The following is a 25132-nucleotide window of genomic DNA, read 5'->3' on the forward strand; positions in this document are numbered from 1 at the left end:
TATTTACTTAGATGCTATAGCCTCTGTAAGGTTGTGCCTGAGAGCCGCTAATGGCTTTGCTGAATGAGTTGCCTAAAAAGGGCTTTTTCCTCATCGTTCAGCTCATTAAACGCCTTGCTTTTCAGCTCCTGTAGCTTGCTGCGGTGGGACTTTTTTTGCTGTTGGCGTTGTAGTTTCTCTTCGCAGGCTTTGAGTTCGGCGTTGTCGTCAAAGTTTCCTTCTCGCATGGCGGCGGCCAGTACTGAAGTGCTTTGTTCGGCGATGCTTTTGAGTTTTTGCCATTCCTGTTGGCCGTAGCTTGCCAGCCAGTGCCCCGAGAGCTGGTTGACATTGAAGTGAGGTCGGCTGTGCAGGCAGCGAGCTAGCCTCAGCAGAAGCTGGCTGTCACTGTCCTTAAATTGGCCGAATAGCTCAATGTCGGTCAGCTCCTTAGCTAACTCTGGGCGGTTCATTAGTAGGCCTATAAGCAGGCGCTGGGGGCTTAATTTATTGTCGTGCTGCTCGCTTGATGTGGGCCTGTAGCTGCTTTCGCTAGGGCTGTCCGCACCCCTTTGGTATTCCGTGCTGCCTTGATATTCAGCTGGTAGGTGGTCTCCGTTTGGCTCTTCATTGTGCTGAATAGCCATTGACTCATAGCCTTGCCAGGGGTCAGCTTCGCTGCTACTTGCTGCTGCGGGGGTTTGTTCATCAGCGCTTGTGCTCTCTCTGGAGGGGGCGGCTTGATGTTCTGCCGGTTTCGACTCTGTTTTAAACTCGGGCAGAGGTTGGTCGATCAGCTCAAGAAGAGTGTCTAGACTCAGCTCGGTACGGCGAGCAAGATGCTTAAACATGAGCTCGCGGTAGACGCCTTTTGGTAGCAGGTTGAGCATGGGGGCGGCGCGCTTGCTGAGCAGGGCCTTGCCACCCATAGTATTTGCATCGATATCTTCACATAGGCTATCAAATAGAAAATCTTCTAAAGGGCTGGCGGTTTCCTCAATGCGCTGCAAAAATTTATCTTTGCCAAACTGGCGAACATAAGTGTCTGGATCTTGGCCATCTTCCAAAAATAGAAATTTAATCTGCCGGCCATCATTCATGACTGGCAGTGAATTGCTGAGCGCACGTTTGGCTGCATTGCGACCGGCATCGTCGCCATCAAAGCAAAAGATAATTTCTTGCGTGTGTTTGAAAGCCAGGTTTAGGTGGGCTTCACCGCAGGCGGTGCCAAGGGTAGCGACAGCATAATTAATATCAAATTGCGCCAGAGCTACCACGTCCATATAGCCTTCGACGACTAGCAGCTTTTGAATTTGTGAGTTGGCTTGGCGGGCTTCCCAAAGACCGTAGAGCTCCTCACCTTTGTGGAATACAGGAGTTTCAGGGGAATTTAAATATTTGGGTTTTTCATCCCCCAGTACGCGGCCGCCAAAGCCAATAACACGGCCGCGGCGATCACGTATTGGAAACATAATGCGGTCGCGAAAGCGGTCATAGTGGCTGTTCTTACCCTTATTGTGGATAAGCATGCCGCCTTCTTCAAGACGCTTGCTGTTGTGATTGTTGTCGGCAAGCTGCTGTTTAAGATTGTCCCAGCCGGGTGGCGCAAAGCCAATGCCAAAACTTTTACAGATGGCCCCACTTAATCCGCGAGATTTTAAGTAGTTAACGGCTTGGGTTTTATGGCTGTGTTGGCGCAGCTGTAGCTGATAAAACTCGTCAGCTTGCTCAAGCAGTTTGAGGATTTCTTGGCGCTGCTTCTCTTTCTCTTGCTGCGCCGGTGAGATATTTTGCTTTTCTCTTGGTACTTCTACACCGGCCAGTTTGGCCAGCTCTTCTACCGCTGCCGGAAAATCTAGATGCTCATACTCCATGATAAAGCCCATGGCATTACCAGAGGCGCCGCAGCCAAAGCAGTAGTAAAACTGTTTGTCCGGGCTTACGGTAAAGCTAGGAGTCTTTTCTTCATGAAAGGGGCAGCAGGCGCTGTAATTCTTGCCGGTCTTTTTTAGTTTTACACGGTGATCCACCACATCGACAATGTCGATACGGTCGAGAAGATCATCGAGAAAACTCTGGGGTATGCGGCCGCTCATAGGCTTAGTTTAGCGAGCGGCCGTGTTGGGCACAATTAGGCAAGTTTGGCTTTCACTAACTGGCTAACGATACCCATGTCGCCGCGGCCCTGAACCTGTGGTTTCACTAAAGCCATGACTTTGCCCATGTCGCGGGCGGACTCGGCGCCGCTGCTGGCGATCGCTTCGTCAATAATGGCGGCCACTTCTTCTTCGCTCAAAGCTGCTGGCAGAAACTCCTGAATAATGGTGCTTTCGGATTCTTCCTGCTCGGCTAGGTCAATGCGATCAGCATCGCGAAACTGTTGGGCCGAGTCTTTGCGTTGCTTGAGCATCTTGTCTAGTACAACTAAAACGCGAGCATCGTCAATCTCGATGCGCTCATCAACTTCGATGCGTTTAAACTCGGCTTGAACCATGCGAAGCACGCCTAGGCGAGGTTTGTTTTTGGCTCGCATGGCGTCCTTTACGGCGGACGCGATAGTTTTTTTCAACTCAGACATGGCAGTTCCTTAGCTGGTTTTGGTGTGTGGTCTTGAATATAAGGACCTTAGTAAACTTTTCAGTTTGCATAGGGCCAAACGCGCAAGCCCAGCTCGAGGCTGGGCTTAGATACACTCGCTCAAGCGGACTTGAGCTGGTCTGCGCTAACCTGGGAGCAGGTTAGTGGTACTATTTTTAACCTTAGCCCTAAAACTTGGAGTTTAGGGTTGGGAGGCTAAAAATTAGTACAAACGCTGAAACTTGCGAGATTCGCGCTGAACCTTTTTGGCGTGGCGCTTAACAGCGGCAGCAGCCTTACGCTTACGAACGCTGGTTGGCTTCTCGTAAAATTCACGACGACGTACTTCGGCTAGTACACCGGCTTTTTCACAAGAGCGCTTGAAGCGACGCAGAGCGATATCAAATGGTTCGTTTTCTTTCAGCTTAACAGCAGGCATTGTTGATTGTACCTTTATTCGTGTATCTGTTTAATGTGGTGTGTTCTCGAGTTGGATATACGCCTTAGCGAGCTATACAACGCTTGAGCGACCCATACATAGGAATCACACCGTTCCAAGGGGCGCAAATTCTATACAGTCTTGGCAGTGCACGCAAGCTTTTGTGGGATATGTTGGCCTGATGCTATGGATTTTGATCAATATATAGGGCTGCCGCGGGCCAGAACCCCCTAATTTGCTGGTAAGCATGGTGTAAGCTGTTATTATGCCGAGCTTTTATCTGACCCCTCGAAAGGCTTTAAACATGCGAGTTTTAGGTATCGAAACCTCCTGTGATGAGACCGGCGTCGCTGTCTACGACAGTGAGCAAGGGCTATTGGCTCATTGCCTCTATTCTCAGGTGGCGGTGCACTCAGAATACGGTGGTGTAGTGCCAGAACTAGCCTCTCGCGATCACGTTAGAAAGCTTTTGCCTTTAATTGACGAAGTTTTTGAAGCCGCTAATACCCAAAGCGCTGATATTGATGCCATTGCCTATACATCTGGTCCAGGTCTGATTGGGGCATTAATGGTTGGTGCTTGTGCTGGGCGAGCGCTGGCGTATGCCTGGGGGTGTAAGGCGCTTGGTGTGCATCATATGGAAGGGCATTTGCTGGCTCCGATGCTGGAAGATAAGCCTCCGGAATTTCCATTTGTGGCCTTACTGGTGTCTGGTGGCCATACCCAGTTGGTTAGGGTGGATGGTATTGGTCAATATCGTATGCTGGGGGAGTCGCTGGACGATGCCGCTGGTGAGGCCTTCGATAAGGCCGCTAAAATGTTAGATTTGGATTACCCCGGTGGCCCTCAAATCGCTAAGTTAGCCGAACAAGGCGAGCCTAGGCGTTTCAAATTTCCTCGCCCCATGACTGATAGGCCAGGTTTGGATTTTAGTTTTAGCGGATTAAAAACCTTCACCTTAAATACTGTCGCTGAGCACAAGTTGGAAAACGGCCTGCCCGATGATCAGACCTGCGCCGATATCGCCCATGCTTTTGAAGATGCCGTGGTTGCGACCTTAGTCATTAAGTGCCGCCGTGCGTTAGAGCAAGAGGGTTTGAAGACCTTGGTCATTGCAGGTGGTGTTTCTGCGAATAAGCGCTTGCGAAGCGAGTTAGAAACAAAACTTGCGAAAATAAATGCGGGTGTCTTTTACGCTCGACACGAGTTTTGTACTGATAACGGGGCTATGATCGCTTACGCGGGTTGCCAGCGACTAATGGCCGGGCAAGAGCAGGAGCTTGCTGTAAAAGTGCAGCCACGTTGGGACTTGGAGAGCTTAGAAGATATCAGTGAGGCGGTGTGACGGGCATGGATACAGTATTTATTGAAGGTCTAGCTGTTGATGCCACTATTGGTGTTTTCGATTGGGAGCGCCGAATTAAGCAGCGCCTACTGATCGATTTGGAAATGGCCTGGGATATAAAAGCAGCCGCTAAGTCAGATCGGCTAGAGCATACTTTGGATTATAAGGCCGTTTCTGATCGCGTGGCTGAACTTGTTGCGAACAGCCAATATGAATTGATTGAATCGCTTGCTGAGGAAATAGCGGCAGTGCTACGCAAAGAGTTTTCTATCGCTTGGTTGCGCTTGCGTTTAAGTAAGCCAGGTGCAGTTGTTGCGGCTAAAAATGTCGGTTTGTTGATAGAGCGCGGCCAGCGCGGAGATGTCTAATGGCGCAAGTATTTTTGAGTTTGGGGAGTAATGAAGATAGGGAGTTTCATATTCGTTCCTGCTTGGATGCGTTGGATAATCACTTTCAAGTGCTTAATGTTTCCTCGGTCTATGAGAGCGAGGCTATAGGCTTCACTGGTGAGCCTTTTTACAATATGGTGGTAGAAATCGATACTGATTTGGCGCTCGGTCCGCTGAACAACAGTTTGAAAAAAATTGAAGATGAGCATGGTCGCCGCCGTGATGTCCCCAAGTTTAGTGGCCGAACTCTGGATGTCGATATATTACTCTACGATCAGTTGGCGGGGGTTTGTGAGGGGATCGAGCTACCACGCGATGAGATCACTCAGAACGCCTTTGTGCTTTTGCCGCTAGCCGAAATAGCAGCTGATGATGTTCACCCAGTATTAAAGTTGACTTATGCCGAGTTGTGGCGCGCTTATGACAAAGCTCAAAAGCTCTGGACTATCGATTTCCAGTGGCGAGGAAAGTCAATCTCCAAGGCTTCTTGAGCTTCCTATTCGATCTTAGTTGTTACTTTCCGGCAATCGTTTGTAAAAACTGCTGGTAATGTTTAGCCGTCTGCTTGGGGCGCTCTAGCATGGGTAAATGGCCGGTGTCTTCCATAATGATGGTGGTTGACTGTTTTAATCCCTGGCTGAAAATACTTGCTGAAGACATATCAATAATGCGATCGCTGTCCCCCCAAATAATTAGGCTAGGAATGGAAATCTGTTCCAGCTTATCGTCCAATTCAGTTGGATTTGTCATTAAATCCTTGGCGATTTTTTCATTGAATGCTCGTTGCTGCAGGGCTTTTTCTGTGAGGTAGTCTTTGGCGATTTGTGGCATGGCGGGTGGGTGATTGAAAGCCAGCTCAAATAGTCGATCCAAATCTTCTGTGTTTTCAAGCAGCAGAATGTTGCGACCCTCTGCCCAAGCTAGACTGCGTGGGCTTGGCTTTGGCTCTTTAACACCCGCGCTGTTGAGTAAGCCTAAACTCAAGACCTTGTCAGGATGCTCTAGGCTGTAGCTTGCCGCTAACATGCCGCCCATGGAATTGCCGAGGATATGAAAGCGGGGCAATTTTAAAGCTTCGACAAAGGCTTGCAAGCGCTCGACTTGGCTAGCAATATCATAGCTTTGATCTTGCATTCGGCTGCTGTCACCAAAGCCAGGTAAGTCAGGCGCTACGATACGGTAACGATCACTGAATTGAGCAGCAAAGCGAACCCAGTTGTCTTTGTTGGCCGCATAACCATGTAGCATTAACAAGACCGGAGCGTTGTTAGGGCCGCCGCTTAAGTAATGAATATCATGCTTGGCGATATCTATTTGTTTGAGTTCTAGCCCAGCTTGTTTTCGTTCATGGCTGATGCCCGCTTCAACTAAGGTTGCAGGGCTGAGAAAATAAATTGCCGAGTAAGAGGCGATGGCAAGGGCAAGTAGGCCCAGAAAAAAGTAGAGCAGTGTGCGCATATTGGTATCCAGCTTCTTGTTCTTGAAGGTCTCGCTGTAGCGCCATTTAGGCGCGCAAATAATAACCTGAATACTGCTTTAGCTCTAGCTCTTAGGCTGATTATGGGTACTTATTTCGCAACTACTTTACATATTTAGGCTGCGGCCACCATCAATGGCCAGTATTTGCCCGGTGGTATAAGGGGCTTGTTCTGCTAGATACCATACGCTTTGGCAGATTGCCTGCTCATTTCCTAGCTTTTGCATGGGTACTTTTGTCAAAATCTCGTTGTTTTCCGCTTCTCCATCTGGCCAAAGAATCGCGCCTGGTGCGATACCGTTAACACGAATATCGGGAGCTAGCTCTAGTGCTAGAGTTTTAGTTAGCATCACGTTAGCGGCTTTTGCCATGTTATAGATGATGTGCCCTCGCATCGGCTTGTCGGCGTGAATATCAGCGAAGTTGATAATGGCACCTTTGTTTTGTGCGAGTGACTCAGCGAGAGCTTGGCTCAAAAACAATGGAGCTTTCATATTACTGCCCACTAGATCATTCCAGCTCTCTTCGTTGCAATCTTCAATAGGGGTGGAGTAAAAGCTACTGGCGTTATTGATCAATAGATCAATGCCTTGCCATTTCTCGATGGCTTGTTGGGCTAGCTGCTTTAATTCTGACAGCTCGTTGAGATTCGCTTGAATGCAATGGCAGGAGTCGGCGCGTTTTTGATTTAACTCTTGTGCTAATTCTTGCGCAGCTTGCTGGGAATGGCGGTAGTGCAATACGATTCGATAGCCGCCTTGATGAAAGTGCCGGCATAGTGCGGCCCCGATGCGTTTGGCGCCGCCGCTGATTAATACTACTGGAGCTCTCAAGGTTTTTGTCCTGTCGATTTCTGGAGTTGATCTAACGCCTTAATGCGTTGCTGCTCCAATTGTAGGCCTATTTCGCTACCGCTGTAGCCTTGGGCAATAATATCTTTGGCATTAATTCGGCAAGCGACCTGGTAGGCCTGCTCCAAATGCGCTTTTTGGGGGTAGGGTTTCATTTCGAATCCGGTTCTGCCTCTACTATCTGCTTCGCTGCCTAATAGAAAATCTTCCAATGCTTGCGGGTTACGGTAAGCGTCCAACTGTTTAAATAGTTTGGCGATCGTTTTGCCGCGAAGTTCGTAAGCACGATGTGCATGAGTGTGAAACTCCGCTAGGTGAAGTGCGCATCGTAAATGAGCTTTAGGGATACGTAAGCGCCCGCAGAATTGTCGGATTATGGGCAAGCTTCGCTGCTCGTGACCATGGTGGCGAGGTAATATATCACTAGGTGTTTTTGCTTTACCAAGATCGTGTAGCAAAGCGGCCAGGCGCACTCTAGACTCAGAACTTAGCAGACATGCTTGCTCCAACACCATGAGGCTGTGAATCCCTGTATCTATTTCAGGGTGAAACTCTGCTCGCTGGGGGACGCCAAAGAGTGCATCCAGCTCAGGCATAATGACCTTTAATGCGCCGCACTCTCGTAAACATTGGAAATAACTGGCGGGAGTTTTTTCTGCGAGTGCTTTTTCGGTTTCCTTCCATACCCGCTCGGCCACTAAATGTTCAACTTCGCCAGCGTCGACCATTGACTGCATGAGGCTCATGGTTTCTGGCGCTACGCGAAACCCTAAATGCTGATAGCGAGCCAAAAAGCGCGCTAGTCTTAGTATGCGCAGGGGATCTTCTGCAAAAGCATCTGAAACATGTCGTAGTCTTTTATTGCGGATATCTTCTTGGCCACCATAAGGGTCGACAATGTCACCCTCAAGGGATTTGGCGATGGCATTGATCGTAAGGTCCCGCCGGCTGAGGTCTTCTTCGAGCGTGACATTTTCGGTATTGACGCTAAAGCCAGCGTAACCATGGCCAGTTTTGCGCTCGGTTCGGGCAAGAGCATATTCTTCTTTACTTTGAGGGTGCAAAAAAACCGGGAAATCTTTTCCGACTTGCTGATAGCCATCTTTGAGCATTCTATCTAGGTCGTTTTGATTGGCGCCAACAAGAACCCAGTCCCTTTCTACAAAGGGGTAACCCATAAGCTCATCGCGTACTGCGCCGCCAACTAAATAACATTCCATAAACTTCGTGCTTGACCTTGATCGAATCTTGTTCGACACTGTATAGGATTTAGTAATTGTCGGCCAGACTTAGCTCGAATGTTCCTGAGAGGGCTTAGAATCTGGGTGACAATGTTTATTGGCGGGCTCCTAAATGTACGGAGCCGCTTTTGTTTTATGGATACTTAAATGAACACTGTTCTTGCCATGCATATTTCGCGAAAGCTGCCTTGCTCTGCTGTCTATCAGTGGGCCAAGCCATGTGCCGCGCGTGGCAAATTAAGGCGATCCATTTAATCCATATTTGATTATATTGAATTAAAAGGGCCGCCAATAGAGCGGCCTTTTTTGTGCCTCTCAGATTTAGGCCCGCAAGGGGAGAGTTTTGTGAAAATACCATTGTTGTTCGTGATGGTTGTGCTTTTATGGGGGAGCACGCCATTGGGAATTAGATTAAGTAATGAGAGTTTTAGCTTTACCGAGGCAGTCATGCTGCGCATGGGTATTGCTCTACCATTGGCGCTAGGCTTTCTATGGTGGCAAGGCAAATCTTTGATTCAAGATCGCTCTGATTTCAAAGTATACGCTGCGGCGGCGATGGGTATTTTCCCAGCGTTGCCTTTGGTGTATTGGGCAGCCCAGTATATTTCCAGTGGTTTGATTTCGGTTCTATTTGGCTTGACGCCGTTTCTCACGGGTTTGATGACTTTATTGATTTTGAGAGTAAACCCTTTTGACTGGCAAAAGATTTTGGGCTTGCTTTTGGCGCTAATGGGACTGCTTATTATCTTTCAAGGGCAATTGATGTTTGGGCCATCTGCAATCAAAGGCATTCTAGCTGTATTGTTGTCGTCACTTATTTTTGCTCTAAGTAGTGTTTGCTTGCAGCGTTTTGCATCGAACATTGAACCAATGAGGCAAACCGCGGGAGCCTTGTTGTTGTCATTTCCAGCCTTGCTGCTGATGTGGCTAATTACTGACGGAAGTATGTCTACGGATTTTAGCTGGCGTTCTGGCGGGGCGGTGGTGTATTTGGCTGTTTGTGGCTCACTGCTAGGTTTCCCAGCATACTTTTATTTGTTAAAGCATATGAGTGCAGCAACCATTTCATTGAATACCCTGATTACACCAGCTGTAGCTTTGTTTTTAGGGGCATTAATTCTTGATGAAAACTTGCAGCCTAGTTTGTTGATTGGGGCGGCGGTAATTTTGCTGAGTTTGGCGTTTTACCAGGGCTTGTTGGGGAGAGTGCTGCGCTCACTAATGTCTCTACGCCAGAGTCGGGGCTGAAATTGGTAGCGGGTATTTAGCGATAGAAATTAGTCGTGGAAACCTAAATCATTACTCTCTTGGCTCTGCTCATGTTCAACGGGAAGGCTAACGGTAAATTGGCTGCCTCGGCCTGGCTGGCTTTGCATAGTGATTAGCCCTCCGTGTCCCGATGCAATGTTATAGCAGATTGAAAGCCCGAGGCCGGTGCCGGTGCCAACGGGTTTAGTGGTGAAAAATGGATCGAAGATGCGATTGGCAATCGTCTCTTCGATGCCGCTGCCATCGTCGGTAATGCAAATGTCGACACTGGCTTGATTATTGTTAAGCGACTGGCGACTTAGGCTGGTGGTTATGGTGATTTGCCCATGGTCATCAATGGCTTGTTCAGCATTGACCAGTAAGTTAATTAAGATTTGGCTGATTTGTGACCCTATGCAATATACCCTAGGTAGATCACGTTGATAGCGCTTTTGAACTTCCACTTTATACTTCAGCTGATTGGCGACAATATTGAGGCTACTTTCCAATAGATCATGAATATTATGGTGCAGCCACTCTTGTTGCTCAGGATGTGAATACCCCTTGAGATCGGTGACAATTTGCTTGATTTGATTAGTCCCATTTAAGGAGTCGTTAATAATCTGACCTACATCATCTCGTAGGTAATCGATATCAAATTTCTCATAGACCTCTTGCGCCCGCTTTTTGAAATTTTCATCATTACATGCTTTGCCAGTCTCTTTACTGGCCTTTAGGTACTCTTGGAAGTCTTGCAGGTAATCGCTTAGGGTCATCAAATTGGAATGTATGTATCCCACTGGATTATTAATTTCATGTGCAACACCTGCAGCCAATTGCCCTAGCGATGCCATCTTGTCGGCATGAATGAGTTGCTTTTGGGCTTGCTCTAAGCGATAGCTGGCATTGGTTAGCTCTTTAGTTCGCCTGATGACAAGTTGTTCAAGATGAATTTCGCGGCTGCGCAGGGCGAGGTGCGTTTTAACCCGGGCGATAAGTTCGTCGCGATGATAGGGGGTGGTCACATAGTCGGCTGCTCCCCCCTTTAAGGCTTTGCTGATGATTGCGGGGTCTTTATCGGCAGAAACGACAATAATGGTTGGCGGGCTATCTAAATCTAAGTTGGGAATTTCAGTCAGCAGCTCAAAACCGGAGATTCCTGGCATATTGAGATCTAATAACAAAAGGTCAATTGTGTGGCTTTGAAGAATATCCAAACACTGGCTGCCCTCACTGGCTTCGTATAAGCGTGAGTATTCTTGACTCAAAATGCTGCGCAATAGCTGACGATTGACGGGGTTATCGTCCACAAAGAGAATTGAATTACTCATATTTTGGGCGCAGCGTCCTATTGCTTACTTCTTCGCTAGATAGAGTAGCATGCCTGAGTAAGGATGAGGACTACTCAAGAATAGTATGGGCAAAATCGAGAAAGCTGTGAATGCAGTATAGGAGAGGGGAAAAAAGCGCCCCCAATTACATCTAGGGGGCTAAGGGTCTTAGGGTGTTCTTTAGGAGTCTGGTGCGGGGCCCTGTTTAGCTTTTATCAGCGAGGCTGATATGGCTAGATAGGGAATCAATGTGCACCTCTTCGCAACAACTCTATTATCGGTCTAAGATGTCTTACCTGTCAAACCTGACATTTAGTACATTTTGGTATCGATTTCACAAAAAATAGTATAAAAAGTCATTTCAGACAGTTAGCAATATGGACTAGGCTGAAATTGGGGTAATCCTACAGGGCGATTTAAAGAATTCCCTAGGATAATGGCGTGTAAGTCAACATTTATGGATTTAAGATACAAGAGTGGCACTTTATGGATAAAACCCGAGTACTCACCACAGGGGAAGCGGCAAAGTATTGCGGGGTGAATTTTAGGACCGTCATTCGCTGGATTGAGCGGGGCCGCTTAAAGGCCTATAAACTTCCCGGTAGGGGTGATCACCGCATTCAAGTCGATGACTTTGTTGATTTTTTGGAAAGCAACGCTATGCCGGTTCCTGAGGAGTTGCGTCCGTTACCTGCGTCAAACAAAGTTTTAGTGGTTGAAGATCAGCTTGAGATGGCTTCAGCAATGCGTCGGGTATTGCGACGCGCAGGTTATGACGTCGAGGTGGCAGCAGATGGCTTTGCGGCTGGCCTGATGTTGGCACAGCACCAGCCTGCCGTGGTGACTCTAGATATTAAGATGCCTGGTATGGATGGTTATGAAGTTTTGAAAACCATGCGCGAGCAGGCGGTATATAAAGAAACCAAGGTGCTGGTGGTATCTGCAGAAACCGCTGCGGGAATGCAAAAAGCACTAGAGTTTGGTGCCAATGATATTTTATCCAAGCCTTTTGATAATAACGAATTGCTAGATAAAGTCGCTGCGCTGATGGGTTTGCCTGTGGCAGCCAATATGGTTGTTGTGTAGTGAGTATCTGGCGTACTAGTGCTTGTCTTTTCTGGGCTCTACTCTGAGCCCAAATCCCCTTTTTATTTTATCAAGTTGAGCCCATTCTAATGGTAGGCCGGGTGTTGGCCTTCATCTTATCTGTGACATAATGTGCCCCTTTTAAGTCTGGGGGAAGGAAATGGATATTCTGGTTACCGGTGGTGCGGGTTATATAGGCAGTCATGCTGTTATTGAGCTGCATGAGGCGGGCTTTAATCCTGTCATTGTGGATAACTTTAGCAATAGTAAAGAAGAAGCTCTGCAACGAGTGAGTGAGCTGTGTTCAAAGGAGTTCACTTTTTATCGTGTTGATGTGCGAGATGCAGTGGCGTTGTCGGATGTTTTTGCTAAACATAAATTTTCCGCCGTCATTCACTTTGCTGGTTTAAAAGCTGTCGGCGAGTCATGCGAGCAGCCCCTCAATTATTATCAAAATAATGTTGCTGGCACTATGGTCTTATTGGAGCTAATGGCTCAGCACGCGGTGCATAATTTCATTTTTAGTTCTTCAGCAACCGTTTATGGCGATCCGGATAGTGTGCCTATTAATGAGGCCGCAGCGACACGCACCACAAACCCCTATGGTGCAAGCAAACTAATGGTTGAGGATATCAGTCGAGATTTATGTCAAGCGCCAAATAACCCGTTTAAGGTGTGTTTGCTGCGGTACTTTAATCCAATTGGTGCACACCACTCCGGTAGAATTGGTGAAGATCCAAATGGCATTCCCAACAATCTATTGCCGTATGTCTCACAGGTTGCTGTAGGTAAGCTTAAGCGCCTGCAAGTTTTTGGGGATGATTACGATACTGTCGATGGTACAGGCGTCAGGGATTATATTCATGTTGTCGATCTAGCAAAGGGGCATGTCCGTGCCTTGCAATATGTTTTGGAAAAACCAGCTGACTGTTACACCTTTAATTTAGGCACCGGTATTGGTTACTCCGTGCTAGAGATTGTTAAAGCTTTTGAGCAGGCGTCGAGTAAAACCATTCCTTATGATATCGCCCCAAGACGTGCAGGCGATATTGCTGCATGTTTTGCCGATGCAAGCCTTGCCAAGAACGAGCTGGATTGGCAGGCCGAATACTCTATCGAAAGGATGGTCAGCGATGCTTGGCGTTGGCAGTCCCAAAACCCCAGTGGCTATGAATAGCTTGCGCTTGTAAAAAATCCGTCGCATTTTTGCCATCTGCTTGTCAATAAAGCGCAACTAATCTGACATACCCCGGGCGCACACTGGCGCTATCTAAGGCTAAACAGTGTGCTTGTGCCAGGGGTGGTGGAATGAAAATTACAGTATTTGGTAGTGGCTATGTGGGTTTGGTAAGCAGTGCTTGTCTGTCTCAGGCGGGCCACCAAGTGTTGTGTATGGATATCAATCGACAGCGCATTGATGAGCTTTCTAAAGGGGTCAATCCGATTTATGAGCCTGGTTTAGACGAGCTGCTTAAAAACGGTCTAGCGGATGCCAGCTTAAGTTTTAGCAGTGATGTTAAAACAGCGGTTGAGCATGCTGAGGTTCTCTTTATTGCCGTGGGAACGCCTCCTGATGAGGATGGTTCCGCTGACGTTAGACATGTTATCAATGTAGCGCGTGATATCGGTCGTCATTTGCAGAAAAATAGCATCATCGTTAACAAATCCACAGTTCCTGTTGGTACTGCCGAGCAGGTGCATGCTGCAATTTCAGAAGAGCTAGCCTTTCGCGATATTTGTTTAGAATTTGATGTAGTCTCCAATCCCGAGTTCTTAAAAGAAGGTGCGGCAATCGAGGACTTTATGAAACCGGACCGCATCGTCATCGGTACCCATAAAGAATCCAGCGCAGACACTATGCGACGCTTATATAGTGCCTTTAATCGAAATCACGATCGAGTCATGGTGATGGGGACGCGATCGGCCGAGTTAACTAAGTATGCCGCCAATGCCATGCTGGCTACTAAAATTAGTTTTATGAACGAAATGGCTGGGATAGCGGAACGCGCTGGTGCGGATATCGAGCAGGTGCGTCAGGGAATTGGATCGGACCCTCGTATTGGTTACCACTTTATCTACCCTGGTTGTGGTTATGGTGGTTCTTGCTTCCCTAAAGATGTAAAAGCGCTCGAAGCGACTGCTCGACAATATGGGCAGAGTTCTAGCTTGTTGTCGGCAGTTGAAACTATCAATCTAGAGCAAAAGCAATGGTTATTTAAGCGTTTAAGCGATCATTTTAAGGGTGAGCTGCAAGGCAAGACTGTTGCCCTTTGGGGCTTGGCCTTTAAGCCTCGTACCGATGATATGCGCGAGGCGCCAGCATTGGAATTAATGGATGCTTTGTTTAAGGTTGGTGCGAGTGTACAGGCCTATGACCCCCAGGCCATGGATGAGTGCCAGCGCATTCTAGGTGAGCGCGATGATTTGCTATTGGCGGGCACTAAAGAGATGGCACTTAAAAACGCCGATGCTTTGGTTATCTGCACTGAATGGAAAAATTTTTGGTCGCCTAATTTTGAACAAATAAAACATTTGCTCAAAGAAGCTTTAATCATTGATGGGCGTAATCTTTTTGATCCTAATGAGATGGCCGATGAAGGCTTTCGCTACTATTCAGTAGGGCGGCCGAGCTTTCAGCCGCGTAGGGAAGTGGTAGAGCTGTCTGTAGCCAGTTAATCGCAGGCGCAGCTATAGCGTGTTTGATCTTCTAGACACATCACTGTCAGGCTGCCGCCCCAGACACAGCCGGTATCAAGCGCAAACACTTGTTCGGCATCAGTGTAACCTTGTAAGGCAGCCCAGTGCCCAAATACAATTCGGTCTGCGTTGGCTTTGCGATTTTTTATTTTATACCAAGGCTTAAAGCCCTTTGGTGCAGAATCAGGGCCAGACTTCGCTTGAAACTCAAGCTGCCCTTCAGCATCACAGAAGCGCATGCGAGTGAAGTAATTGGTGATTATGCGTAAGCGATCATTGCCCCTTAAGGATTTGTCCCACTGTCTGGGTTCGCTGCCGAACATATGCAGCAAGAAATCTTGATAGCGATCATCGTCTTGCAATACTTCTTCAACTTCAGCCGATCGGCGTAGAGCTTTTTTTATTGACCATTGTGGGGGGATGCCGGCATGCACCATGGTGTAAGCGAGCTCTGGGTCGTGATGAACGAGTTTTTGTTGGCGTAACCAATAGCAAAGCTCGTCACAATCGGGGGCTCTTAAAATCTCTTCGACAGTATCGCCGTCTCGCATAGCTTGAAAGCCTTCGACGATAGCAAGAAAGCTTAGATCATGATTGCCTAACACCACTACAGCGCTGTCGCCTAACTTGCGAATAAACCGTAAAGTTTCTAGCGATTGCGGGCCCCGATTAATTAAGTCTCCAGCTACCCACAGCTTGTCGGCCTTGGGGTCAAAGTCTATTTGCTCTAATAAGCTCAATAGCGGCGTCAAACAACCTTGAATATCACCGACAGCATAAGTGGCCATACTTGCCTCACTCAGTGCAGTGCGTTTGGAGGAAGGAGGGCAAAGGTGGCGATATTGGCTTCGAACTGAGAGCCATCATCGCGCTTCATGGTGTAACTGCCTTCCATAGTTCCAGTGGGGGTTTCAATAATAACGCCACTGCTGTAGCTAAACGACTCACCGGGTTCAAGCCGAGGCTGTTCGCCAACGACGCCTATGCCACGAACCTCTTGTAGTTGTTCGTTTTCATCAAGTATGCGCCAGTGACGGCTTAACAGTTGCGCTGCCTGCTGGCCATTGTTGGTAATACGAATCGTGTAAGAGAATACGTAACGTGGCTCTTCCGGCTTGGATTGCTCGGCGATATAAATAGGCTTGGTTTGGATTTCAATTTCTGACATGTTTGGTTTCGATATTTAAATTTTAACACCAAGGTCTAATAGCTCGTCGCTAAGCGCGACAAATTGTTCGACGCTTAGATTTTCAGCGCGTACCGAAATGTCGGTCTTTAAGGCGTCCAGCTGCTCGCTGTTGGCTAATTGTTTTAAGCCGTTGCGCAAGGTTTTACGGCGTTGCTGAAAGGCTACATTAACAACACGTTCTAGTAGTTTGACGTCTTTCGCAGGGTGGGGCAGCTCTTGGTAAGGCTTTAGGCGGACAATCGCGGAATCTACTTTGGGTTGAGGTTGAAAGCACTCGGGCGGAACCAAGAATAGATTTTCAACCTGGCAGTAGTACTGCACCATAATGCCAAGGCGGCCATAGGATTTCTGTCCAGGCACAGCGGCCATTCTTTCTACCACTTCTTTTTGCAGCATAAAGTGCATATCTTGCACTTTGCCGTGATAGCTTAGTAGGTGGAAGATTAGTGGTGTTGAGATATTGTAAGGTAGATTGCCAACGATTCTGAGAGCTTTATTTTCAGCTAAACTTGCAAAATCAAACTTTAGGGCGTCAGCTTGATGGATTTTAAAATCCTTAAATACCGCAAATTGAGCCAATAAAATGGGAATCAAATCTCGGTCAAGCTCAACTACATTGAGTTTTGGGCACGACTCTAATAAAAGAGCTGTGATAGCCCCTTTGCCTGGACCGATTTCGACAATATTGTCATCTTCGCGCGGCGCGATTGAGCTAACAATTCTCTGAATAATACCTGGGTCGCTTAGAAAATTTTGACCAAAGCGCTTTCTGGCTTTATGGGAAAAAGGGTCCACAGTGTTATGCCTTATCTCTTTGCGCCTATATTCTGGCGCGTTAAATTCTAGCTTGGCTCATATGGCAGGCGTATTGGATGGCGGTAGCTAGGCTGCCGGTATCCGCTTTGCCACTGGCAGCTAAGTCAATGGCGGTGCCATGATCCACTGATGTGCGGATGATAGGTAGGCCCAAGGTGATATTAGCTGCTTGTCCAAAACCCTTAAATTTTAACACAGGCAGGCCCTGATCGTGATACATGGCCAGAACAGCGTCGGCATTATCTAAGTATTTGGGAGTGAACAAGGTGTCGGCAGGTAGTGGTCCAATTAGCTCGGCCTGCAAATCTAATGATTTTAAAACAGGCTCTATTAGCTCTATTTCCTCTCGCCCCATATGACCGCCCTCGCCGGCGTGGGGGTTAAGCCCACAAATTAGGATGCGAGGCTTGGCTAGGCCAAAGTCAGTTTGCAAATCCTTCACTAAAATCTCGATAACTCGACTCAGGCTTTCTTTGGTGATGGATGCTGCCACGTCTTTCAGTGGTAGGTGGGTCGTCGCGAGGGCGACCTTGAGCCCTTCAGTGGCCAGCATCATGACCACTTTGTCGACCTTACATTTCTCTTGAAGGTACTCGGTGTGGCCACTAAAGCTAATACCTGCGTCGTTAATGTTGCCTTTGTGTACAGGCCCAGTAACCATGGCATCAAAGACATTATTGCGACAGCCTTCGATAGCACTATCTAAACATTGTAGGACGTAATCGGCGTTTGATGGGTCTAGCTTACCGGCCTTAGAGTTTGGGCAGTCGTGAGGCAGATAGAATAGCTGGGTTGCTTGATTAGCGGAGGCTTTGGTATTGGGATCAAAGGGCTCAAGTTTGAGTTTAAGGTTTAGCTCAGCGGCCCTAGCTTGTAGAAGCTTAGGGCAGGCTAGGGCAATTAATTGTTGCTGCTGCGCTTGCTGAATCAGCTGTAGAAGTAAATCCGGGCCGATGCCTGCAGGCTCGCCCGGAGTAATGGCAATGCGCTTTGTCATTTTAAACTTTAGTTAGCAGCTATTTTGCTGAGTTTAACTTCTACATAGGCCTCATCGCGAATCTCTTGCAGCCAATTTGGCAGCTCTTCTTCAAAGCGGCGTTTGCGAATAATATTGGCCGCCTGATTACGGATCACAGTATCGGTAAAGTCTTGCTGGCGACGTTCGTCCACTTTAAGGATGTGCCAGCCGAACTGACTGCGAAACGGCTCGGAAACCTTACCCACTTCAATATCGTTCATTGTAGCTTCAAATTCGGGGACAAACTGACCAGGGGTAGACCAGCCAAGATCACCACCACTTAACATTGAACCAATATCTTCAGAGTGGTTTTTTGCTAACTCATTGAAGTCTGCGCCAGCTTCGAGTTCTTCACGAATATGGGTGATTTTCTCGAAAGCTTCTTTATCACTCAAGATCGTGGAAGGCTTTACTAAAATGTGACGAACTTTAGATTGTTCAACGATAGTCTCTTCGCCGCCACGTTGGTTGTAGAGTTTTAGGATATGAAACCCAGCATCACTGCGAATAGGCTCGCTCACATCGCCTTTTTTCATATTGGGTACGGCTTCAGCCAGCAAGCTGGGTAGCTGTGAAGTTTTTCTCCAGCCTAGGTCACCACCTTGCAGTGCCATTTGTCCGTTCGAATTGGCGATCGCGAGTTCCTTAAAGTTGGCGCCGTCATTTAATTGCTGATAAAGCCTTTCGGCTTTCGCTTTAGCGTCATCAACGGTTTCTTCATCAGCGCCAGCGCTTAGGCTGATAAGAATATGGCCTAGCTGATAATCGGGCGAAACCCAGAACTTACCTTCCTGGGATTCCAGGAAGTTATCAATTTCTTGGTCGCTGACGTGAATGCGGCGATTAACGCTGCCTTTTTGTACGCGGTTGATCAACATTTCGCGGCGCAGGCGCTCTTTAAATTGCGCCATACTCATGCCGTCGCTCCAAAGCTGCTGTTGGAACTGTTCCATATTTAGGCCGCCACTTGCCGCCATACGGCCAGTTGCTTGATTGATCTCTTGTTCGCTAATTTCAACTCCAGCGCGCTGCCCCATTTGAAGTTGTAAGCGCTCTCGAATCAAGTGTTCTAAGACTTGGTCGCGCAGTACGTCTTGTGGTGGTAATTCAGTATTCTGCGCTTCTAAGCGTTTGCTGATCATCGCCATTTGCTGCTGTAGCTCTGAGGCCATAACCACATCGTTGTCGACAATGGCTACTACTTTGTCGAGTGCAATAGTTTGGGCAAAGGCACCTGCGCTAAGGCTCAAGCCTAGGCCAGCTATCAATGATTTTACGGTTTTATTGCTGATCATAGTTCTTAGTTCCCAAACATTTCTTCGCGTTGCTGATAGCCGTAGATTGCATCTTTCAAAATGCTGCTTAAGCGTTTACCTGTACCACCTAGGCCTTTAAGTTGGATCTCAAAAAAGATACCGCTGTCTTCCTGCACCTGCTGGTCCACAAGCGTACCTTGGGTGGCCAAGAAGTTATCAATCCAGCGGCGCCCTACAAGGCGGATGCGGTAGCAGCAGCTGTTATATTCGAACCCTGCCAAGGTCTCAAGTTCCCGGCTGTTGGTGACATCGTAGTTGCCTCGGCCAATTAGGCTCCAGCTATCGGATACCGGCCAAATAAAAGAGATATCGGCTTGCTCAATATCATTATCGAGTAGCTCATTGTTGATGCCGTTGTTATTAAAGTCGTTGCTATCTAATTGACCAAAATTGCGATCATAGCGATAGCTTAAGTTAAATACTCTAGCTTCATCATCCATATAGCGGATGTAGGCATTGCCTCGCTCTAAACGGTCATCGTACTGTCGCCAGGTTAAATCCAGGCCGTAGCGTAGGGTTTGCGATAGGCTGCCGCTGAGTAAAAATGCATATTCAGACTGATTGCCGATTTGCCTCTCAAGCCTGTCGAGCTGTCTTCTCGCGTTAATGCGTTCTGCAATATTACTAGAGGAAAGCTGGGCTGTTAGTTGCTGACGTAGCTCTTCGGCATTATTTAGATCACCAAATTCACCGTTTAGGGAGACTAGGCGATCTTCAAAGTAGAAGATTTGCCCTAGGCTAACGCGCAGCCACTCTTCACCGCTGCGTTGATTGATGAAGCGTGATGTTAAGCCGAGTGAAAGCTGATTAGCATCATCAATGCGGTCAGCACCTACAAAGCGACTGGTTCTAAAGAGTTGACTGTAGCCAACAGTAGCGTCAGAGGTGTCAAAATCAATATCGGCGCCGCCTAAGGTCAAGTTATAAAACTCATCTTGATCGGCGTGGTCGCTGTAAAAATAGAACAGGCGTGGCTCAAAGGTCTGCTTGTAATTTTTACCGAATAGATTGCCTTGGCGCTCGAAATAGATGGTGCTATCAAAACCGGCCATTGCAGCAGCTGCATTAGGACTTTCGTTAACACCGTCTTTCAAGTTGATATCGTCGAGTTGATAGGAAAGTGCGCGTGCTCCAATCATTGGGCGAATATAGCCCCAGGCCCATTGCTGGTCCCAACTCAAGCGGTAATCTAAGCGAGCGCGATCACCGATAATTCGATTGCTATTGCGGTCTTTATCTCCGTGGTCAAAACGGCTGTACTCATTTAACAATTCCGCATTGAAATCGCCCCATTGATAATTACCAATTGCTCGGATAGTCGGCAATTGCTTATAAGGTGACTCTAGACCATTGACAATCGTTTGGAATTTTTCGGCTTTTACGGATATGTCCCAATTCTTTAGGCGATACCCTGCCATTGCCAGCTGGCGAAGATCACTCACGCTGTTTAGCGAAAGGCTGGCGGTATCAAGATCGCGTAAGTAATCGCGGTCGCTTACCTGGGTGTAGTCGATGCGAGAGTACCAAGACTGGCCGCGACCTTTTTGCTCAATGCCGACCAGCCAGCGATCTTCATCCAGATAGGGGCTAGCTTGCCCTTCGCTGATAATGCCTTCGTTAACTAGGCGCTGATTGTCTTTGTCATTGCCGCCTTCGTCTTTGGCTAGGTAGGCAAAATTCGCTTCTGTTTCGAAATACTGGTTGAGATGACGTAGCTCGGTTTCCAGCATAAAGCCGCGATCGTTGATATAGCGCGGAGTTAGCGTCATATCGTAATTTGGCGCAAGGTTGAGGTAATAAGGTACGGCTAAATCAATACCACCACTATCGCCAGAGCTAATCGAAGGGAACAATAAACCGGACTTACGCTTATCACCTACAGGAAATTGCAGATAAGGCGTGTAAAAAACTGGTACGCCTTTAACTCGCAGAACGATATCTCTAGCAGTACCGACTTCGGTCTTAGGGTCGATATGAACCCTTGCGCCTTCCAATATCCAAGATGGGTCTTCAGGCTCACACTGAGAATAGCTGGCCTCGGTCATCTCTAGGGTTTTATCTTGCAGACGGCTGATTTGGCCCGCGCTACCATGAATTCCCTGCTGGTGAAGTACGTATTGCGCGTTATGGACTGTAGCTTCGCCGGTGTCCATATCCATATCCATGGCATCGCCTTTAATAAGGACGCCCGGTTCGCGTAGACGGATATTGCCGTCTAGCTCGGCTGTGCTGGTACCGCGATCAACCATTGCCCGATCGGCTTCAAGTTGGCGATAGCCTTGAATCATCTTTACGTCACCTTCCAAGGTGGCGCTGGTTTCCTGCATGGCTTCGGTTGAATCGGCGGAGAGGCGTAATGGCGCGTTATCTGGGTCAAGCTGGGCTTCTTCATCTTCGCGCATCGGCTCTACAAAAGCCCCGCAACAGCCGGGGCTTAGCTTTTGGCGCTGCTCTTCAGATAGCTGTTCTTGATTCACCCAATCCAATGGGTGGTAGCTGTGCACTGAGGTGGCATCGGCGCTGCCTGCGGGGCCTTTCTTGCCACCTAAAAATACATTGCTGCGTTGGGGGCGTTGGTAGGCCTCTGGGTTAGGCTTTGCTTCACAGGCCCAGTTCCCATCGATTGCCTGGCAATCCCATAGCGGGCTGTTTTCTTGAGCACTTGCCCAGTGGGAGGCTCCGCTGCTGATTAGGGCAATGGCGACAGCTAGGGCTGATTTATGACCAAGGACAGGGGTGGCAAAGCGCTTATCGCTTGCGCTAAATGATTGGCGAGTTTTAGCCATGCAGTTCGAAACCCAATTTATCTTGTCTACAAGCGGCCGGAAATAAGATATTCGCCGGCATTATATTGTTGTTTTTAGTGCCGCTGAATGTGCTTATCAGCAGCTTTGGCAAACCGTCGATTCTACTTGGCTTATCGTATGCTGGCTACTGCTAGAGCGGCATTATTGCCCTCTGGAGAGGAAAAGATGAAGAAAAATTTCGAGCGATTGATATCAAGCTTGGCATTTGTCTATGTGGCAGGTACAGTCCCAGCCAAATTCCAGCAGTTTGATCAGTATGTCAGCATCCGATAACACCCCAAATTCCAACCTCGATATCCGCCCACAGCTAGCCGATTGGCTGCAGCAGCAGTTGCAATTCGAGGAAAAGCCCGAACTGATGCCATTAGGTGGTGATGCTGGCTTTCGTTGCTATTTTCGCTTGGCGGGCCAGCCTAAAATGGATGGCCGTGATCTAATCGCTGTCTATGCGCCGCCTGAAGTTGAAAAGAATCATGAATTTATCGCGGTGGCAGAGAAACTTAAGGAAATATCGGTAAATACGCCGACTATTTACGCTAAAAACCTCGATTTAGGCTTTTTCTTGCTGGAAGACTTCGGTAACGAGCATTTATTCGACATTTTAGCCAAAGACAATGTATTAGCTCTTTATGGACGCTCATCTCAGCTGTTGATCAATATGCAGATGACGGATAACTCCATAGCCTTGCCCCAATATGATGAGGCTGTACTTCAGCGCGAGATGGATCTGCTACAACAGTGGTTTTTACCTGAATTACTTGGCTATCAACTGAGTACTGAAGAATCCACCATGCTGGCAAACTGTTATCAATTATTGCTGGAAAGTGCGACAGGACAAACTCAGCGCCTAGTGCATCGTGATTTTCATAGTCGCAATATTATGCTCGCCAATAAAGAGTTGGCGCTCATCGATTTTCAAGATGCTGTGTGGGGACCCATTACTTACGATTTGGTTTCACTGCTGAGAGATTGTTATGTGTATTGGCCCAAGGAGATTGTGCAGCAAGCTCTGCAGCAGCATTGGGATGAAATGCCGGAATCTTTGCGCGCAAACTTGAGTTTTGCCGAGTTTGAGCGTGACTTTGATTTGATGGGCTTGCAGCGTCACATCAAAGTTCTGGGTATTTTCGCTCGCCTTGCTCTACGCGACCAAAAGCACGCTTACTTGAATGATTTGCCTTTAGTGATTAGATATACCATTGAAGTGGCCGAGAAGTATCCGCAGTTTGCCGTTTTTACTGATTGGTTTAAGACCAAAATTATTCCACTGTGTGAGTTGCAGGATTGGTATGTGGATTTCCGTCATGCCGGTGAACAAAGCGCACATTTGAGCCGGGCGGCTCGCTAAATAACCGCCTAAATTTTATTGAGAAGATAAGAAAGTAAAACGATAGGCTGCCAGGGAATATCTATGAAAGCGATGATCTTAGCGGCGGGCAAGGGGACACGCATGCAGCCTTTGACACTGCACACCCCCAAGCCTTTATTAATAGCCGCCGGTAAGAGTTTAATTGAGCATCAAATCGATCGCCTAAAACTGGCGGGAATCACTGAGATCATTATCAATGTTGCCTACCTTGGAGATAAAATAATCCAGGCCCTTGGCGATGGATCTCAATTGGGCGTCAGTATTCAATACAGTGAAGAACCCGAGCCCCTAGAAACAGCGGGCGCCATCTCGCACGCTTTACCTTTATTGGGTGAGGAGCCATTTCTACTTGTGAATGGCGATGTTTGGTGTGACTTTCCATTAATTGAGTTGCTAAACCGGCCTTTGGATGAAGATTTGGGGCGCTTACTTTTTGTTGCGAATCCGGCCTTTAAAAATCATGGTGATTTTAGTCTTGAGCAGGGCAAGGTGCGCCAATGTAAGGCTGGAGATGAGGGTTATACCTATGCAGGCATTGCGCTACTGTCGCCAACTTTGGTAGCTGATTATCCTGAGCGACGTAAGATCTTCCCATTGCGTGAAGTTTTTAATTTGGCGATAGCGCAAAACAAGCTCAGTGCTCAACTGCATCATGGCGATTGGCGAGATATTGGCACGGTAGATCGCCTAGAAGAGCTGCGCCGCGATTTAAGCTAAATTAAAAATCTCGTTTATTTAAAACTTCTTGAAGCAAGGTTTTATGTTAAGGCAGGGTTTTAGCTCGTCCTCTGGCATAGCGGTTTAAAAAGCCTCGTACTCTTTTGCTTAGTGGGTTTTCCCCCTGCGCCAATTTGTTGGAATTTAAAGGTAAGCGCTGCTGGCGATAAACCGCTAGGCCGGCTCGTGTGGCCTCGGCTTTGCGTTTTTCGGCATTTCGCTTGCTGTGCTCGCTATCATCGAAATAAATATCCAGTACAGAAATATTCAACTCAGCCAGAGCAGTGGGCAGTTTGAAATCAGTTTCGCGCGGTAGGCTGTGTTTTGCATTAATGCTAACCAGTGCGGCGACTGGATTTGCGACTCGGGCTTGTGGGTTACTGGGTGGTGGTAGCGGAATTGCGGATATCATTTTAATAGCCCGCACCGCAGCACTGCCTTCGCAAATGATGGCTATATTTAGCAGACCTTGCTGACGTAGGTAGTCATAGCTTTGCATAATGCGCTCGAAAGCCTGGGCTTCCGGGTCGACACTCATGTTTACGGATTCCGCTTCAGTCAGCGTGCTCTCTTCTGCCATTGTGGCCTCAGCATTAGCTGTGGTGTTTTCTGGTGTTGCTTGTGCCACATTGGAGGCTGCTGTATCAGCCATCTCTGTTGGTGTTTTATCGGCTTCCTCTGCGCTATTAATCGCTGTGTATTGCCTTTGCGGAACGCTTGCTGTTAGAGCTTCAGGTAAGCTGATAGATAGGCTTGTCCAGCCGTGCTTGGCTAAGTTTTCGCTCAGTACCTTAGTTGTTTCTGGCCACAGGGCGTGTTGTCCGTCGGCATGCAGTATGATGACCGCGCCATTGGGTACGGGCTGCCAAGCCGCTTGGTATATCGCCAAAAAGCTATCCATCCCCTCACCTAGCCACAAAACAGTGTCTGGGTCACTTTCTTGGGCTAGGGCTGCCATGGACTGCATGGCGATATGCTGTTTATCCAGTTTAGGGCGTTCTATTGCGGAAGAGGGTGGTGCTGGTGCAGGAGAGGACTGCTCACCACCGTTTTGTTCGGCTTGTGGCTCTGGTTCTGTTTGTGTGTCCTCTTGGGCCCAAGTCGGAAAAGGGCTGCTGAGTAGCAGGCAGAGTAAAGCCTTACGAAAAAGGTCTGTGGTAAGAGTCATAATGCTAAAAGAGCCCATTATTTAATCATTGTTGGTATTCAACCTTGTATCGGCGAAAAGCCGTGGCTTTAT

General features: G+C 47.9%; 24 protein-coding genes. 10 read left to right on the forward strand and 14 right to left on the reverse strand.

The window, feature by feature from the left end; genetic code table 11:
- Positions 1–47: 47 nt before the first annotated feature.
- The 3 genes from dnaG to rpsU form a co-directional block, all read right to left on the reverse strand.
- Positions 48–2075, reverse strand: coding sequence for a DNA primase (gene dnaG, locus Q1A08_RS14020; protein ID WP_299773966.1), 2028 nt, complete (start codon positions 2073–2075; stop codon positions 48–50).
- 35 nt (positions 2076–2110) lie between these two features.
- On the reverse strand, positions 2111–2557 hold the full coding sequence (locus Q1A08_RS14025; protein WP_299773967.1) for a GatB/YqeY domain-containing protein: 447 nt from the start codon (positions 2555–2557) through the stop codon (positions 2111–2113).
- Positions 2558–2779: 222 nt separating this feature from the next.
- Complete coding sequence (gene rpsU / locus Q1A08_RS14030) at positions 2780–2995, reverse strand: 30S ribosomal protein S21 (protein WP_166849292.1); 216 nt, start codon at positions 2993–2995, stop codon at positions 2780–2782.
- A gap of 304 nt (positions 2996–3299) precedes the next feature.
- Between rpsU and tsaD the strand changes: the two genes are divergently transcribed.
- From tsaD to folK, 3 genes are read left to right on the forward strand one after another with little or no spacing between them, the layout of a single operon-like run.
- Positions 3300–4340: a tRNA (adenosine(37)-N6)-threonylcarbamoyltransferase complex transferase subunit TsaD gene (gene tsaD / locus Q1A08_RS14035; protein WP_299773971.1), complete on the forward strand. Its 1041-nt coding sequence runs from the start codon at positions 3300–3302 to the stop codon at positions 4338–4340.
- A gap of 5 nt (positions 4341–4345) precedes the next feature.
- Complete coding sequence (gene folB / locus Q1A08_RS14040; protein WP_299773973.1) at positions 4346–4708, forward strand: dihydroneopterin aldolase; 363 nt, start codon at positions 4346–4348, stop codon at positions 4706–4708.
- Entirely contained in the window at positions 4708–5220 is a 513-nt protein-coding gene (gene folK / locus Q1A08_RS14045) for a 2-amino-4-hydroxy-6-hydroxymethyldihydropteridine diphosphokinase (RefSeq protein WP_299773975.1), read from the forward strand. The genes folB and folK overlap by 1 nt, the downstream gene beginning before the upstream one ends.
- A gap of 22 nt (positions 5221–5242) precedes the next feature.
- Here the strand turns inward: folK and Q1A08_RS14050 are convergent, their stop codons facing one another.
- From Q1A08_RS14050 to Q1A08_RS14060, 3 genes are all read right to left on the reverse strand, one after another.
- Positions 5243–6187 carry an alpha/beta fold hydrolase gene (locus Q1A08_RS14050; protein ID WP_299773977.1) on the reverse strand — a complete coding sequence of 315 codons (945 nt, stop codon included), beginning with the start codon at positions 6185–6187 and terminating at the stop codon, positions 5243–5245.
- Positions 6188–6313: 126 nt separating this feature from the next.
- The gene (locus Q1A08_RS14055) at positions 6314–7039 is read right to left on the reverse strand and encodes a pteridine reductase (protein WP_299773979.1); all 726 of its coding nucleotides are present in this window, start codon (positions 7037–7039) and stop codon (positions 6314–6316) included.
- Positions 7036–8277 (reverse strand): multifunctional CCA addition/repair protein, encoded by a 1242-nt coding sequence (locus Q1A08_RS14060; protein ID WP_299773981.1) that lies wholly within the window; start codon positions 8275–8277, stop codon positions 7036–7038. The genes Q1A08_RS14055 and Q1A08_RS14060 overlap by 4 nt, the downstream gene beginning before the upstream one ends.
- A gap of 366 nt (positions 8278–8643) precedes the next feature.
- On the opposite strand from Q1A08_RS14060, the gene Q1A08_RS14065 reads away from it, so the two are divergent.
- Positions 8644–9546, forward strand: coding sequence for a DMT family transporter (locus Q1A08_RS14065; RefSeq protein ID WP_299773983.1), 903 nt, complete (start codon positions 8644–8646; stop codon positions 9544–9546).
- A gap of 29 nt (positions 9547–9575) precedes the next feature.
- On the opposite strand, the gene Q1A08_RS14070 is transcribed toward Q1A08_RS14065, so the two are convergent.
- Positions 9576–10877 carry a response regulator gene (locus Q1A08_RS14070; RefSeq protein ID WP_299773985.1) on the reverse strand — a complete coding sequence of 434 codons (1302 nt, stop codon included), beginning with the start codon at positions 10875–10877 and terminating at the stop codon, positions 9576–9578.
- Between the two features lie 486 nt (positions 10878–11363).
- On the opposite strand from Q1A08_RS14070, the gene Q1A08_RS14075 reads away from it, so the two are divergent.
- From Q1A08_RS14075 to Q1A08_RS14085, 3 genes are all read left to right on the forward strand, one after another.
- On the forward strand, positions 11364–11963 hold the full coding sequence (locus Q1A08_RS14075; RefSeq protein ID WP_299773987.1) for a response regulator: 600 nt from the start codon (positions 11364–11366) through the stop codon (positions 11961–11963).
- A gap of 160 nt (positions 11964–12123) precedes the next feature.
- Positions 12124–13140 carry a UDP-glucose 4-epimerase GalE gene (gene galE, locus Q1A08_RS14080; protein ID WP_299773989.1) on the forward strand — a complete coding sequence of 339 codons (1017 nt, stop codon included), beginning with the start codon at positions 12124–12126 and terminating at the stop codon, positions 13138–13140.
- Between the two features lie 131 nt (positions 13141–13271).
- Positions 13272–14639: a UDP-glucose/GDP-mannose dehydrogenase family protein gene (locus Q1A08_RS14085; RefSeq protein WP_299773991.1), complete on the forward strand. Its 1368-nt coding sequence runs from the start codon at positions 13272–13274 to the stop codon at positions 14637–14639.
- Here Q1A08_RS14085 and Q1A08_RS14090 read toward each other — a convergent pair.
- The 6 genes from Q1A08_RS14090 to Q1A08_RS14115 are packed head-to-tail and all read right to left on the reverse strand — an operon-like array spanning position 14636 to position 21785.
- A complete protein-coding gene (locus Q1A08_RS14090; RefSeq protein ID WP_299773993.1) occupies positions 14636–15448 on the reverse strand; it encodes a symmetrical bis(5'-nucleosyl)-tetraphosphatase in 813 nt (270 codons plus the stop codon). The two genes, Q1A08_RS14085 and Q1A08_RS14090, sit on opposite strands and share 4 nt — an antisense overlap.
- Before the next feature lie 11 nt (positions 15449–15459).
- Complete coding sequence (gene apaG / locus Q1A08_RS14095; RefSeq protein WP_299773995.1) at positions 15460–15828, reverse strand: Co2+/Mg2+ efflux protein ApaG; 369 nt, start codon at positions 15826–15828, stop codon at positions 15460–15462.
- 15 nt (positions 15829–15843) lie between these two features.
- The gene (gene rsmA / locus Q1A08_RS14100) at positions 15844–16644 is read right to left on the reverse strand and encodes a 16S rRNA (adenine(1518)-N(6)/adenine(1519)-N(6))-dimethyltransferase RsmA (protein WP_299773996.1); all 801 of its coding nucleotides are present in this window, start codon (positions 16642–16644) and stop codon (positions 15844–15846) included.
- 40 nt (positions 16645–16684) lie between these two features.
- A complete protein-coding gene (gene pdxA / locus Q1A08_RS14105) occupies positions 16685–17662 on the reverse strand; it encodes a 4-hydroxythreonine-4-phosphate dehydrogenase PdxA (protein ID WP_299773998.1) in 978 nt (325 codons plus the stop codon).
- An 8-nt stretch (positions 17663–17670) separates the two neighbouring features.
- On the reverse strand, positions 17671–18978 hold the full coding sequence (locus tag Q1A08_RS14110) for a peptidylprolyl isomerase (protein ID WP_299774000.1): 1308 nt from the start codon (positions 18976–18978) through the stop codon (positions 17671–17673).
- A gap of 5 nt (positions 18979–18983) precedes the next feature.
- On the reverse strand, positions 18984–21785 hold the full coding sequence (locus Q1A08_RS14115; protein ID WP_299774002.1) for an LPS-assembly protein LptD: 2802 nt from the start codon (positions 21783–21785) through the stop codon (positions 18984–18986).
- An 87-nt stretch (positions 21786–21872) separates the two neighbouring features.
- Here Q1A08_RS14115 and Q1A08_RS14120 point away from each other — a divergent pair, with 87 nt between their 5' ends.
- From Q1A08_RS14120 to murU, 3 genes are all read left to right on the forward strand, one after another.
- Positions 21873–22079, forward strand: coding sequence for a hypothetical protein (locus Q1A08_RS14120; RefSeq protein WP_299774004.1), 207 nt, complete (start codon positions 21873–21875; stop codon positions 22077–22079).
- Positions 22063–23154 carry a phosphotransferase gene (locus Q1A08_RS14125; protein WP_299774006.1) on the forward strand — a complete coding sequence of 364 codons (1092 nt, stop codon included), beginning with the start codon at positions 22063–22065 and terminating at the stop codon, positions 23152–23154. The genes Q1A08_RS14120 and Q1A08_RS14125 overlap by 17 nt, the downstream gene beginning before the upstream one ends.
- A 63-nt stretch (positions 23155–23217) precedes the next feature.
- On the forward strand, positions 23218–23892 hold the full coding sequence (gene murU / locus Q1A08_RS14130) for an N-acetylmuramate alpha-1-phosphate uridylyltransferase MurU (RefSeq protein WP_299774008.1): 675 nt from the start codon (positions 23218–23220) through the stop codon (positions 23890–23892).
- A gap of 46 nt (positions 23893–23938) precedes the next feature.
- Here murU and Q1A08_RS14135 read toward each other — a convergent pair whose 3' ends face one another.
- Positions 23939–25078, reverse strand: a complete 1140-nt coding sequence (locus Q1A08_RS14135) for a DUF3530 family protein (RefSeq protein ID WP_299774010.1) — start codon at positions 25076–25078, stop codon at positions 23939–23941.
- Positions 25079–25132: the final 54 nt, after the last annotated feature.

The sequence above is a fragment of the uncultured Pseudoteredinibacter sp. genome, from assembly GCF_947500695.1.
Lineage (GTDB): Bacteria > Pseudomonadota > Gammaproteobacteria > Pseudomonadales > Cellvibrionaceae > Pseudoteredinibacter.

What these genes read in the sequence shown, in the direction of transcription:
- dnaG (WP_299773966.1), bottom strand. Translation starts at nt 2,075, where the DNA reads ATGAGCGGCCGCATACCCCAGAGTTTTCTCGATGATCTTCTCGACCGT.
- Q1A08_RS14025 (WP_299773967.1), bottom strand. Translation starts at nt 2,557, where the DNA reads ATGTCTGAGTTGAAAAAAACTATCGCGTCCGCCGTAAAGGACGCCATG.
- rpsU (WP_166849292.1), bottom strand. Translation starts at nt 2,995, where the DNA reads ATGCCTGCTGTTAAGCTGAAAGAAAACGAACCATTTGATATCGCTCTG.
- tsaD (WP_299773971.1), top strand. Translation starts at nt 3,300, where the DNA reads ATGCGAGTTTTAGGTATCGAAACCTCCTGTGATGAGACCGGCGTCGCT.
- folB (WP_299773973.1), top strand. Translation starts at nt 4,346, where the DNA reads ATGGATACAGTATTTATTGAAGGTCTAGCTGTTGATGCCACTATTGGT.
- folK (WP_299773975.1), top strand. Translation starts at nt 4,708, where the DNA reads ATGGCGCAAGTATTTTTGAGTTTGGGGAGTAATGAAGATAGGGAGTTT.
- Q1A08_RS14050 (WP_299773977.1), bottom strand. Translation starts at nt 6,187, where the DNA reads ATGCGCACACTGCTCTACTTTTTTCTGGGCCTACTTGCCCTTGCCATC.
- Q1A08_RS14060 (WP_299773981.1), bottom strand. Translation starts at nt 8,277, where the DNA reads ATGGAATGTTATTTAGTTGGCGGCGCAGTACGCGATGAGCTTATGGGT.
- Q1A08_RS14070 (WP_299773985.1), bottom strand. Translation starts at nt 10,877, where the DNA reads ATGAGTAATTCAATTCTCTTTGTGGACGATAACCCCGTCAATCGTCAG.
- Q1A08_RS14075 (WP_299773987.1), top strand. Translation starts at nt 11,364, where the DNA reads ATGGATAAAACCCGAGTACTCACCACAGGGGAAGCGGCAAAGTATTGC.
- galE (WP_299773989.1), top strand. Translation starts at nt 12,124, where the DNA reads ATGGATATTCTGGTTACCGGTGGTGCGGGTTATATAGGCAGTCATGCT.
- Q1A08_RS14085 (WP_299773991.1), top strand. Translation starts at nt 13,272, where the DNA reads ATGAAAATTACAGTATTTGGTAGTGGCTATGTGGGTTTGGTAAGCAGT.
- Q1A08_RS14090 (WP_299773993.1), bottom strand. Translation starts at nt 15,448, where the DNA reads ATGGCCACTTATGCTGTCGGTGATATTCAAGGTTGTTTGACGCCGCTA.
- apaG (WP_299773995.1), bottom strand. Translation starts at nt 15,828, where the DNA reads ATGTCAGAAATTGAAATCCAAACCAAGCCTATTTATATCGCCGAGCAA.
- pdxA (WP_299773998.1), bottom strand. Translation starts at nt 17,662, where the DNA reads ATGACAAAGCGCATTGCCATTACTCCGGGCGAGCCTGCAGGCATCGGC.
- Q1A08_RS14110 (WP_299774000.1), bottom strand. Translation starts at nt 18,978, where the DNA reads ATGATCAGCAATAAAACCGTAAAATCATTGATAGCTGGCCTAGGCTTG.
- Q1A08_RS14115 (WP_299774002.1), bottom strand. Translation starts at nt 21,785, where the DNA reads ATGGCTAAAACTCGCCAATCATTTAGCGCAAGCGATAAGCGCTTTGCC.
- Q1A08_RS14120 (WP_299774004.1), top strand. Translation starts at nt 21,873, where the DNA reads ATGTGCTTATCAGCAGCTTTGGCAAACCGTCGATTCTACTTGGCTTAT.
- Q1A08_RS14125 (WP_299774006.1), top strand. Translation starts at nt 22,063, where the DNA reads ATGTCAGCATCCGATAACACCCCAAATTCCAACCTCGATATCCGCCCA.
- murU (WP_299774008.1), top strand. Translation starts at nt 23,218, where the DNA reads ATGAAAGCGATGATCTTAGCGGCGGGCAAGGGGACACGCATGCAGCCT.
- Q1A08_RS14135 (WP_299774010.1), bottom strand. Translation starts at nt 25,078, where the DNA reads ATGGGCTCTTTTAGCATTATGACTCTTACCACAGACCTTTTTCGTAAG.